General features: G+C 71.8%; 9 protein-coding genes. 2 read left to right on the forward strand and 7 right to left on the reverse strand.

The annotated features are described in order from the left end of the window. Nucleotides 1-75: 75 nt before the first annotated feature. Nucleotides 76-1,371, forward strand: a complete 1,296-nt coding sequence (locus tag OG218_RS09025) for a Fic family protein (RefSeq protein WP_328292881.1) — start codon at nucleotides 76-78, stop codon at nucleotides 1,369-1,371. 1,160 nt (nucleotides 1,372-2,531) lie between these two features. Here the strand turns inward: OG218_RS09025 and OG218_RS09030 are convergent. From OG218_RS09030 to OG218_RS09050, 5 genes are all read right to left on the reverse strand, one after another. Then, nucleotides 2,532-5,345 carry a bifunctional YncE family protein/alkaline phosphatase family protein gene (locus OG218_RS09030; protein ID WP_328292882.1) on the reverse strand — a complete coding sequence of 938 codons (2,814 nt, stop codon included), beginning with the start codon at nucleotides 5,343-5,345 and terminating at the stop codon, nucleotides 2,532-2,534. A gap of 6 nt (nucleotides 5,346-5,351) precedes the next feature. Continuing rightward, on the reverse strand, nucleotides 5,352-6,707 hold the full coding sequence (locus tag OG218_RS09035; RefSeq protein ID WP_328292883.1) for an ABC transporter permease: 1,356 nt from the start codon (nucleotides 6,705-6,707) through the stop codon (nucleotides 5,352-5,354). Further along, nucleotides 6,704-7,636: an ABC transporter ATP-binding protein gene (locus OG218_RS09040; protein ID WP_328292884.1), complete on the reverse strand. Its 933-nt coding sequence runs from the start codon at nucleotides 7,634-7,636 to the stop codon at nucleotides 6,704-6,706. Before OG218_RS09040 ends, OG218_RS09035 begins: the two co-directional genes overlap by 4 nt. A 137-nt stretch (nucleotides 7,637-7,773) precedes the next feature. Further along, nucleotides 7,774-8,334 (reverse strand): hypothetical protein, encoded by a 561-nt coding sequence (locus tag OG218_RS09045; protein WP_328292885.1) that lies wholly within the window; start codon nucleotides 8,332-8,334, stop codon nucleotides 7,774-7,776. Beyond that, nucleotides 8,331-9,929 (reverse strand): alkaline phosphatase family protein, encoded by a 1,599-nt coding sequence (locus OG218_RS09050; RefSeq protein ID WP_328292886.1) that lies wholly within the window; start codon nucleotides 9,927-9,929, stop codon nucleotides 8,331-8,333. Before OG218_RS09050 ends, OG218_RS09045 begins: the two co-directional genes overlap by 4 nt. A 375-nt stretch (nucleotides 9,930-10,304) precedes the next feature. Between OG218_RS09050 and OG218_RS09055 the strand changes: the two genes are divergently transcribed. Next, a complete protein-coding gene (locus OG218_RS09055) occupies nucleotides 10,305-10,556 on the forward strand; it encodes a WhiB family transcriptional regulator (RefSeq protein ID WP_328292887.1) in 252 nt (83 codons plus the stop codon). 16 nt (nucleotides 10,557-10,572) lie between these two features. Here the strand turns inward: OG218_RS09055 and OG218_RS09060 are convergent, their stop codons facing one another. Both OG218_RS09060 and OG218_RS09065 read right to left on the reverse strand, forming a co-directional pair. Beyond that, entirely contained in the window at nucleotides 10,573-11,262 is a 690-nt protein-coding gene (locus OG218_RS09060; RefSeq protein WP_328292888.1) for an alpha/beta fold hydrolase, read from the reverse strand. 16 nt (nucleotides 11,263-11,278) lie between these two features. Further along, entirely contained in the window at nucleotides 11,279-11,440 is a 162-nt protein-coding gene (locus tag OG218_RS09065; RefSeq protein ID WP_328292889.1) for a hypothetical protein, read from the reverse strand. Nucleotides 11,441-11,483 lie beyond the last annotated feature (43 nt).

Genomic DNA, 11,483 nt, shown 5'->3' on the forward strand with positions numbered 1-11,483 from the left:
TTTCACGTTCACCTCAGATGCGCTGGTTTATGGACTATCCTTGCGCATCCGGGGTGGACGGGAAAGGATGAATCCGTGGCTGGCACGCACGAGACGCACTGGGAGGGCCAGCCCGACGCGGCCAGCCGCATCGGCCGCAAGGGCGGGCCCTACCGCGTCTACACCCCAGACCGGCTCACGAGCCGCCCCCTCATCCTCGACCCCGACGTCGATGCCCTCGCCGCCCGCACCGAGACCAGCGTGCGCCGCCTCGTGGACCACCCCGGCTCGCGCGGACTGGAAGGACTCTCCCGCTTCCTCCTGCGCTCCGAAGCCATCGCCTCCTCCCGCATCGAAGGCCTGGAAGTCTCGCCCCAGCAGGTCGGCATCGCCGAACTCTTCTCCATCGAGGGCCTGCACCGCAAAGCATCAGCGACTGCGCGACGCGTCGCCGCGAACATCACGGCCGTGCAGCAAGCCGCCACGACCGTCGCGGACATGGACTCCATCACCCTCGGCGCCATCGAAGCCGTCCAGCGCACCCTGCTCGACGGCGAACCCGAGGCCCACGGCGTACGCCAGACCCAGAACTGGATCGGCGGCAACGGCTACAACCCCGTCGCCGCCGACTTCGTACCGCCCGTCCCGGACGACGTGCCCGACCTCATGCAGGACCTGATCACCTACCTCAACGGCGGCGCCCACGCGCCCCTCGTCCAGGCTGGTATCGCCCACGCCCAGTTCGAGACGATCCATCCCTTCCCCGACGGCAACGGCCGCGTCGGGCGCGCCATCATCCACGCCGTCCTCGTACGCCGCGGCCTCACCCGAACCGCCGTCCTGCCCATCAGCCAGGTCCTCTTCACCCGCTCCCGGGACTACGTGCAAGCCCTCACCGCCTACCGCTACGACGGCGCCCCCACCAGCCCCCAGGCGTCCGAGGGCGTCTCGCAGTGGCTGCGCACCTTCCTCACCGCCACCCACACCGCCGTCGAGCAGGCCGCCACCTTCGCCGCCGAGCTGGAGAACCTGCGCACCGAGTGGACCACTGCGCTCGCAGCCCACCGCTCCCGCAAGGGCCTGCGTCCTCAACCTCGCGCCGGCTCCGCCGCCGCGAACGTCCTGCTGGGCTTGCAGGAGACCCCCGTGCTCACCACGACCACCGTGATGGACACCTACGGCGCCTCCGCACCGGCAGCACGGGACGCCCTCGACGAACTCACCGAGGCGGGCATCTTGACCCGCAAGAAGTACGACCAGAAGACCAACTACTACCTGGCGTTGGACGTCTTCGATCTCATCACCAGCGTCGAGCGTCAGCTCGCGAGCACCCAGTGGGACACCTCCCAGCAACGGCCCTCACGCCCGGTGCCCTACCGCCCCCGATCCTGAGCCACAGGGCCCGCGGGGCCCACCCCGTCGGTGCCGCTCGGCGCTCCACCGGCACCACGGTGGGCGAAGTGCCCCGAACACCCCACTGCCTGGCTACGTTGCGTGGGCGGACGCTGGAGCGGGAGATGGCCGACGAGCCGTCGAACACCGCCCGCGGGCCGCGCCGCACTCCCCCGTCCGCCTCGACGACCCTCCCGAGGCCCCGACGGGGACCTCAGGTCGAGGTCCGCGAACCGCGCCATCGGACGCAAACGTTTCCTGCGCGTCTTCTGGCGCGATGCCTCCGGCCACATCCCCCTGGGTGTTCCAGCCGTGATCCTGTTGATCACCACCGTGACCGGGTACGACCTCACCAACGGCGCCTCCTCTCCCGAGACCGGACCTGAACCACAGGCGGATCAGATGGCTGAAGTCTTGGAAGCCGGCGCGGAACTCCAGCGCCTCGGCGAGGGACCCGCTGCACCCGACGTTGCGGTGTGGTGGTGTGAGGACCACACCGCCGTCACGCCGACTCCCCTGATCTCCGGTTTCGCCCAGGCGCGAGTCGTCATCCGGAACCAACGACACCCGGCCTCACTCGTACCGCGTCGCCATGGACGTCGACCGTGGAGGAGGAGACGTCGACGACCTGCAGGCTTCGGTGACGTCGATCCTGGAGCCACGATCGTGCACGACGTTGCCTACCGGTACGACGCGGTGTTCACCGACTCCCCGCTGCCGATGCTGTCGCGGAGAAGGATCACCGCGTTGGCTGCGATCGCGCACAACGTGACCGGCGCCATTGCCGCGTTGGCCGGGACCACCCACCCGTCTCGAACGGGCCAGGACGATTGGGTGCAAGCCGATCAGCTTGCCGGCGCGAGTCGCGTTCTCGGCCCGACGGCTGCGGCTGCACGACCCGTCCGGCTGGCCCTGGCCGTCCGGCTCGGAGAACGTGTTGGCCGCCATCGGTCAGATCGTCCGACCCCAGCCGGTCGTGACCCGCCGGACCTGAGCACTGCCCGACGCCCACCGCCCGAGAGGGCACGACCAGGAATCGCGGTGGAAGAGCCGGCACCCGGTCGGCGGCTGCCTCATGCCCTGCTCGTGGTGACCGGTCATCCGGCAGGTCACCACGAGCTCACCGGTCATCCGGCGGTGGATCCAGGTTCAGTGCTCGTTCAGTCCGCGTCGGCGCTGGGGACGTAGGCGCCGGGGACCTGCGACGGGGCGTAGATCACCGAGTCGCCGGGGTAGGGCACCTTCCAGCCGTGGGTGCGGTACCAGGTGTAGCGGTTCATCTGCTCGGGGTTCGCGTGGTCGGCGACGGCGTTGGTCCCGGTGAAGCGCTGGTCCTTCGCCCAGGTCGTCCACTGCCCGGCGACGTCCGTCTGCTCGTCGGGGACGGTGAGCTTCTGCTGCACCTCGGCGCTGAGCAGCTGCGCCGCCTTCCCGGTCCGCCCCAGGGTGTCCGTGCCGCAGTTCGGTGCGGTCGCGACCCCTTCGGTCAGCGGCACCTGGTTGGGCAGCGCGGTGAAGGGGGTGTTGTCGGGCTGGGCGGTGAAGGCGCTGAACATGGGCGTGGCCGCGGCCAGCTTCTGGTTCAGGGGTTGGGCGCCGAGGATCTGCTCGATCGTGCGCACCACCGTGAGCTGGGAGTAGTAGGTGCTGTCCACCTTCCCGCGCTGGGCCCAGGGACTGATGATCTGCACGGGGGCGCGGTGGCCGTCGACGTGGTCGGCGCCGGCCTGGCTGTCGTCCTCGACCACGAAGATGGCGGAGTCCTTCCAGTACGGGCTGTGGGAGATCTCGTCGACCATCTTCCCGACCGCGAGGTCGTTGTCGGCGACCTGCGCCTCGGGGTCGGGGGTGCCGCCGGTGTGGTCGCTGGAGAGCCAGAACGTGTTCAGCGCCGCGGGGCCGTTCTTCTCGAAGTCCTGCTTCCAGACCTGGTAGCGGTAGAGGTCGGGGATGTCGGTGTCGAACTTCGGGTAGGCGTGGTCGGTGATCGCGTTCAGCGAGGGGATCGGGGACTGGGTGTCCGTCCGGATCGCGGGGTCGAACAGGGTGGCGGGGTCGGCGCCCTGTTCCACACCCGTCGCGGCGCAGTAGTACGACTGCCAGGTGGCCGTGGGGGGTTTCGTCTCGAACTGGGTGAACTCGCCGAAGTTGCGCGCCGACTTCCCGGCCGATTCCGCCGCGGTCCACAGGAACCCGGAACGCTGGTGGCCCAGGACGTCGTCCTCGGTGTCATAGCTGCGGACGTACTCCCCCGCGGAGGACTCGCTGTACTCGGGGTTGTCGCCCTGCATCAGCCAGTTGTGGCCCTCGGCGGAGTTCGTGCCGACGTCGTAGAGGTTGTCGTAGAGGCCGAACTGCTGGGCCAGGGCGTGCTGGTTGGGGGTCACCTGCTGACCGAACTGGGCCAGCGCGGGGTCGCCGTTGCCGCGGGGGTCGTCGCCGTAGATCTGGTCGTAGGTGCGGTTCTCCTTCACCAGGAGGAACACGTGCTTGATGGTGGAGGGGTCGCCGACCCGTTCCGGCACCGCGACCGGGGCCGCCGGGTGGCGGCCGGCCTGGGCGACGTCGTCCTGGCCCCAGCCGTTCTGGGCGAACACCGTCGCGGTGTCCCGGCGGATCTGCTGGTCCGTGGGGAGACGGAAGCGGGTCAGGGACGCCGTCGTGCTGTGCGTGCCGTGGCCCGTCGCCGGGACCGTGCCCGTCCCCTCCTGGAACGTGAGTTCCGGACCGCGGGCGTCGATGCCGCGGGTGTTGGTGACCACGACCTGGTCGCCGACGGTGGCCACGTCGGCCGGGTAGTAGTCGGTGGGCAGCAGCCCGACGTAGCCCACGGGTTCCTGGGGCCGTCCCGCGTAGCGGTAGACGGCGACGGCGTTGGCCCGGCCCAGGGTGACGAGGAGGTGGCCGTCCTTCGTGGTGGTGACGGCGGTGGGCTGGTACCCCACCGCCGAGGACGCCCAGGGTTTGGTGGAGATGGTCTGCACCACCTTGTCCTTGCGGGTGTCGATCACCGAGACGGTGTCGGAGTTCGTGTTGGCCACGAACAGCGCACCGGCGCGGACGTGCAGCGCGGTGGGGTGCAACCCGACGTCGATGGAACCGACCGCGGCGTCGGGACGGGCGGGGTCGATGACGCTGACCGTGCCGGTGGTGGACGTGCCCAGGTACGGGTCGGCGGGCACCTGGGTGCCGTAGGAGTTGATCGCCGCCTCACCCGGGCGGGCCGGGCGGCCGCCCTCGTCGCTGACGTAGAGCTTGCCGGCGACGACGGCGATCTCGCGGGGGGCGGTTCCCACGGCCCAGGTGCGCAGGACCCGTCCGCCGGCGGCGTCGAGGGCAGCCACGGTGTTCTGCCCGTTCAGCGGCACGTAGAGGGTGGAGTGGTCCGGGGAGTACACCGACCTGCCCGGCAACGCCGACTGACCGTTCAGCTGCGGCAGCGCGATCGTCGTGCCGGCACCCAGGGTTCCGTCGGGGTTCACCGGGAACCGGGTCAGCGCGTCGGCCTGGGACAGCCACAGCCACTTGCCGTCCGGGGAGAACGTCGGGGCCTCCTGCCCGACGCTGCCGTCGGTCACCTTCAGGTCGGCCGTGGCCGCCGTCCCGACCGTCCAGACGAGTTCGTACGTCTTCAGGTCGAAGACCTGCAGGACGATCGACTTGTCGGTGCTCGCGGCGGCCAGGAACCGGCCGTCGGGGCTGACGGTCGAGCCCATGATCTTGCCGTTGTCGGTGACCAGTCGGTCGCCGATGGGTTTGAGGACCTGGTCGTCGGAGACCTGCAGGCCCTCGGGGTAGAGGGTGCCGACCTGGTGGTGGTCGAAGCCCGTGGTGCCGGCGTAGGCCACCCCTCCCCCCACGACGACCAGGACGGCGGTTCCGGCGGCGGCGACCTGCAACGGCCGCCGACCGAGGCGCTGCAGGAGTTCGATCCGCGCCTTCGGGGTCGTGCGGCGTCGGGTGACGGGGTTCATCGGGGTTCAGCCTCTCGTCGTGGCGGTGAGCAGGTCGACGGAACCGTCGAACTGCCACAAGGGGTTGGGGGCCTGGCCGGTGGCGGCCTGGACCGGGAAGAAACCGTTGACCTCCTGCGGTCCGTCCCCGTCGGCGACGTAGCGCCCGTCCGCGGTGACGTCCAGCTGGTAGATCGCCGAACCGACGGCGGTGGCGCCGGGGATGTGCCAGGTCACGACGCAGCGCCAGTCGTTGCCGGGCCCGGTGTCCTCGACCCGGTCGCCACCCTTGTCACAGGTCGCGTCGGTGCGCAGCTGCGCCTCGGTCACGTCCGGGCGGGACAGTTCGCGCGCCTGCAGCCGGTACAGGTGCGCGTAGGCGGTCGCCAGCGACGTCTGCAGCTTCTCCCGGTCGACGCCGGAACCGCTGACCGGCGTGGCCGCCGCGACGACCCCGACGGTGAGGGCGAGCAACCCGGCCAACGGCAGCACCGCGTGGCCGAGGACGAGCCGCGGGGACCCGTCGTGACCCGGACCGGTGAAGTCGCGGCGCAGGAACAGCCGCCGCGCCAGGGCCGTCGCCACCACCGCCCAGGCGAGGCTCACGAGGACGCCGAGCAGCAGCGGCGCGGTCCGGGCCGGTGCGGTCGACAGACCCCGCCAGGCGGTGAAGGCGTACCCCGGCAGCGCCACCCGCACCACGGTCGGCACGGGCAGCAGTTGCACGAGCTGCAGAACGAGGGCCAGCAGAGCGGGTAGGAGCAGGCCCACCGGCGAGCGCCCGAACGCGACGGAACCGAGCAGCCCCACCGCGGCGAAGGCCAGCGTCGGGGCCAGGGCGGCGGCCCAGGCCAGCAGCACCGTCAGGGCCGCGCGGCCGGGGCTGAGCAGGTGCCCGTCGAGACCCACCAGCGGGTGGGAACCCACGGCCAGCAGGCCACCGGCGGTGCTGGAGAGGGCCAGCCCCGCCACCAGGACCAGCAGCACGGTGAGGGCGGCGAGGGCCTTGGTGACGAAGATGCGCCGGGGTGAGCCGACGGAGGTCAGGAGGTGCCGCCAGGTCCCGAGCCGGTCCTCGGCGGCGAAGACGTCTCCGGCCACGAGGGAGGTGAGCAGGGGCAGGAACCAGCTGCAGCAGAACGACAGCACCACGAGCGGCCCGGCCCAGCCGGTCTGGCCCATCCAGCGTCCGAAGACGGTGTCGGTCGGCAGGGTGCTCTGGCGGCTGATGGCGGCCACGAAGGCGCCGGGCCCCACCCAGCACACCAGGAGCAGCAGGCGGGTGCGCCACTGCGCGGTCAGCTTGAGGAGTTCGAACCGGTACCCGGGCAGGGCCGGCGCGGGACGGGTCAGCGGGGCGGGGCGTGCCTCGACGGCGCTCACCGCACGTCCTCGGTCAGGGCCAGGAACGCCGCTTCCAGGGGGGAGACGACGGGCGCGACCTCGCGCACGGCCACCCCGGCGTGGACGAGCCGGGCGACGAGTTCCTCCAGCGCCGGGACGGCCCCCCGCACGAGCAGCGCGTCCGCGTCGCGCTGTTGCGCGAGGTCGTCGGCCGGCAGCAACCGCACCCCCGGCGAGGACGCCGCGACCCGCCGCGCCTCCTCGGGCCGGGAGGTCCGCAGCCGGTGGTCCAGTTCGCCGGACTCGGCGGCCAACTTGGCCAGCGGTCCGGTGAAGACGACCCGTCCCGCGGCCAGGACGCTGACCTCGCTGCACAGCGCCGCGAGGTCGTCCATGCGGTGGCTGGAGAGGATCACGGACGTTCCCGCGGCGGCGAGCCGGTCAAGGACCCGCTGGACGTGGCGGGCGCCGGCGGGGTCGAGGCCGTTGGAGGGTTCGTCCAGGACGAGCACGCGCGGGTGCACCACGAGGGCGGCGGCCAGCCCGAGCCGTTGACGCATGCCGAGGGAGAACCCGCGGACGCGGTCCTCGGCGACGTCGCCCAGGCCGACCTGCTCGAGCGCGTCGTCGACCCCGCGGCGGTCGCGGCGACGCAGGTCGGCGACGGCGGTCAGGTTCTGGCGCGCGGTGAGCTGGGGGTAGAGACCCGGGCCGTCGACGAAACCCGCGACGCCGTCGGGGACCGCGCTCCCGTGCCGCAGCGGGGTGCCCAGGAGTTCCACGCTGCCGCGGTCGGCGACGGAGAGACCGAGCAGCAGGCCGAGGAGGGTCGTCTTGCCCGCCCCGTTGGGACCGACCAGCCCGTGGACCTGCCCCTCGCCCACGTCGAGGTCGACGCCGTCGAGGGCGATGACGTCCCCGAAGTTCTTGTGGACGCCACGCGCCCGTACCGGCCTCACCTGTTCCACGGGTAGCTCCTCAACCTCGCTCAGAGCGAGAGGCTAGGGGCCGTTCGGGTGAGGGTGGCCGACACCAGGGAAACAGCGGATGAACGTTGCCGGAGGCAATCGGTACCGCCCGCGCTGCCGTACCCGGGGAACTCGGGTCAGTCGATCTCGACGACGAAGTCCCACGTCACCAGCGGCGTCCCGAGGGGTTGCCACGTCAGGGTGGTGTGACCCGTCGCGAACGTGGACGACAGGTGCAGCGTCGCCGGGTGGCCCGGTTCGACCGTCACCGACGGGGCGTCGGCGGTGAGCGCCTCCGGGTCCTGCTTCTCGTCGAGCCCCAGGAAACCGGCCGCCGCGACGTCGAGGTGGCCCGAGGTCGCGGTGAAGGTGACGGTCAGCACTCCCGGCGCCGACACCGCGGACAGCGGTTGGCCGGGAGCGGGCGTCGGCACCTCGACGTCCGGCCCCGACACCTGCGCGGTCACGTCGGCGCCGGGCAGGACGACGCGGACCGGGTCTCCCGCGGCCACGAGCTGGTAGCCGCCCGCCGAGGCGGTCGGGGTCGCGAGGACCTGGGTCTGCGGCGTGGCCACGGGGTAGGAACCCGCGCCCGGGGCGGCGTCCGCGCACCCGGCCGTCGCGACCAGCACCAGGGTGCCGGCCGCGACGGTCCGCGCGAGCGCCGCGGGGCGCCGTGCGTTCGAGCGGTGTCTCACTTCACCTGGTCCAGGGGCTGGTGGCTGACGGGTTCCTGGACCTCGTCGAGGCGGGCGACGGCCGCGTAGATCCCGCCCTCGCCGGACGGTCTCGGCGCCAGGACCTTCGCCTTCGGGTTGTTGTAGACGTCGGGTCCGAACGGTCGCAAGCCGTCCGCCCCGGCGTAGCCGAGGTGGCCCTGGCCGTCGGAACCGCCGCGGTCGACCTGGAACAGGTCCTCCATCGACCGCAGCCAGCTGTAGTGGTTGTACGGCTGGTCGGTCACCGACCCCGGGGTCACGTAGGGGCTGATGAGGACGGAACCGGTGATCCCGCCGCCGGGGGTGGTGTCCTGGTTGAACGCCCGGTCGCCGGGCTGGTCGGTGTTCGGGCCGGGCAGCTCGTTGCAGCAGGCGACGACGGACTGGGCGGTGTTCGCCTGGCTCTCGACGCTGCTGCCGTTGTTCGCAGCACTGGCCGCACCCGTCACGGTGCCCAGCCCCGCGTCGGGCGTGTAGTTCTTGTCCGCGATGGAGTTCCCGTAGACCTTGTAGGGCGGGAACCCCTCGTCGAAGGTGATGTCGATGAGCCCGCCGTCCTGGTAGGCGGGGCTGCGCATGATCGCCGGGACGACCTGTTCCAGGAACAGGTCAGCGGCGTACAGGCCGCCCTGGGTGTTGGCCGGGGTCTTGCGGTCGCCGGTCAGCACGTTCGAGCCGCCGGAGAGGTTGTCCCCCTTGCAGGTGGCGTCGTGCGCGTCGCTGCAGTTGTCCGGACTGATCCAGGAGAAGGCGGGGGTGGTCTTCTCGCTCTTGAGGTCCGCCAGCAGGTTCTTCGCCAGCGGCACGACGTGCCGGGCGCAGTCGCCGTTGTCGAGCAGCGAGTGGAACCACGCGAAGGGGTTGTGCTTGGGGACGTACTGGTCGTCGACGGTGGTGCTCGGCGCGGCCAGGCTCCCCGGGGAGGCGTAGGGCCCCTCGGCGGCACCCGGGTCGACCACGGCGGGACCCGGACCCGGCAGCGGGTTGCCGCAGGTCGTCGCCTCGCGTGCGGGGTCGTTGCCCATGTCCTGCATGTAGCCCTTGTAGCTGACGTGCTGGGCGTCGAACTGGTTGAACAACGTCTTGACCTGCCGGGGGAAGACGCAGCCCGGCTGGGTGGACCCGTCGTGGTAGGTGCCGTCCGGACGCTGGGTGTCGTCGAGGATCTTGAACTGCCCGTCCGCGACCTCCTGGACCGGGCCGGTCTCGTTGTAGTAGGGGCAGTCGGCCTGCGGACCCGGCGACGGCGCCTGACCGCTGACGAGCGAGAGGTAGTTGTCCTCGCTGAAGTGGCCGGTGCCGTAGTACTGGCGGGCGAGGACGCCGTAGGACGGGAGCGTCTTCCAGAGGTAGGAGTTCTGGTTCAGGCCGGTGAACGACGCCTCGTACGACTTGTTCTCGAGGACGATCGTCCACACGTGCTTGATCTTCGGCGGCGTCCAGGACGGGCCGGAGTGGGCCTGGGCGGCCGCGGTGCTGCCGGCGACGAGGAAGCCGGCGACGAGGACGACGATCGAGACGAACGCCGCGCTGGACCGGCGTCGAGGCCGGGTAGAACGTCCGGTGGGATCCACGGGCCACACCCAAGCAGTTCCTGGCCGTTCGCGGTAGTTGCTTCGAGCGATCAGTCTGTGAACACCTGACCTCGCGTCCCCCGGCACGGACTGGGCCGGACGGGTTGCGGGAGTCGGGGACACGGGCGCTACCCGGGGTATGGTCGTGACACGAGCTGCGCCCGTGAGGGCGGTGCTTCGTGCGGGTCAGGTGTCCGTGGTGACGCGCTCCGGTTCCACCGGAGAGGGCCAGGTTCAAGCCCTGGGACCCGCTCTTCCTCCCCTCCTCCGCGGGCGGTCACCCGTACGGCGCCTGTGCCGTGGAGCAACCGTTGCCGATACCTGTTCTGCCGCCCCCACCAGGCGGGGAGCACCACGGCGACGAGAGGCACGACCATGCCCGGCACCGACTGGGAGCAGCGCGCGAGCTGCCGCGACTACGTCGAGGTCTTCGACCAGACCTTCGACTCCACGACCCGCACCAGTGCCCGCCACCACGGTCTCGCCGCCGAGGTCTGCCAGACCTGTCCCGTGCGGCGCGACTGCCTGCGGGAGGCGCTGGCCGTCGAGACGGCCACCACCCGCTTCGGGATGCGGGCCGGCCTCATGCCCGCCCAGCGGAGTCACCTGGCCCGGCAGAGCGCGTGACGCGGAGCGGGGCAGGTCACCGGGGGGTGGAGCCGGGTCCCGCCTGGTGCAGCAGCGCCGCGAACGCCCGGGGGTCCTCCAGCGGTCCCAGGTGACCCGTCGCCGTCGTGGTGAGCTCCGCCCCCGGGACGGCCGCCGCGATCGCCGTGTGGAACTCGGGCGGACAGAGGGCGTCGTGGATCCCGGAGACCACCCGGACGGGCACGGTGAGCGTCGGCAGGCGGCCGAGCAGGTCCTGTCGGCTGTCCTGCAGCGCCAGTTGACGACGCAGCACCGCCGCTCCGACGGCGTCCGCCATCGCCAGGGTCCGTTCGACCAGGTCCGGGCGGGCGACCGCCGTGGACGGGGCGAGCAGCAGGGGCAGGATCTCCTCCTGCAGGACGCGCGGCGGGACGCCCGCGTCCAGCCGCCGTCGCCACTCCCCCCACCCGCGGCGTTGCCCGTCCGTGGGCGCCCGGGCGTTCGTCGCCGTCAGCAGCAGCCCCGCGACGCGTTCGGGGGCGCGCAGGGCCAGGGCCGTCGCGACGACGGCCCCCAGGGACGAACCCCCCAGGAGGAAGCGCGGCGGCAGCGTGCGCAGCAGGTGCCCGACCTGCTCGTCCACGCTCTCCCGGTCCAGCGGCGGGGTGAGGGCGTCGTCCACCCCACACCCGCTCCACAGGTCCTCGGAGCAGTTCATCCCCGCCAGCAGCACCCAGCGCGTCACCCCACCGGCCCCCCGTTCAGCCCTCGACCGCCCCGTCGGTCGTGGTCGCCTCGTGGAGCTCCCGGGGCATCTCGGCGAAGCACGCGGAGTTCTCCGAGAGGTCGCTGGTGGTGGGCAGCGTGAGGTCGTTCATCCGGCCCGAGACCACGATGGCCGTGGCAGCGGTGTCGTCGGTCATCTGCGCTCCGGGGGAAGGGTTCCTGGTGACATCGGTCTGAACT

The sequence above is a fragment of the Kineococcus sp. NBC_00420 genome (genome assembly GCF_036021035.1).
In the GTDB taxonomy this organism is placed as follows: Bacteria; Actinomycetota; Actinomycetes; order Actinomycetales; family Kineococcaceae; genus Kineococcus.

Excerpts from the sequence above, each read along its gene's own strand:
- OG218_RS09030 (WP_328292882.1), bottom strand. The coding sequence starts at position 5,345 with ATGAACCCCGTCACCCGACGCCGCACGACCCCGAAGGCGCGGATCGAA.
- OG218_RS09055 (WP_328292887.1), top strand. The coding sequence starts at position 10,305 with ATGCCCGGCACCGACTGGGAGCAGCGCGCGAGCTGCCGCGACTACGTC.
- OG218_RS09065 (WP_328292889.1), bottom strand. The coding sequence starts at position 11,440 with ATGACCGACGACACCGCTGCCACGGCCATCGTGGTCTCGGGCCGGATG.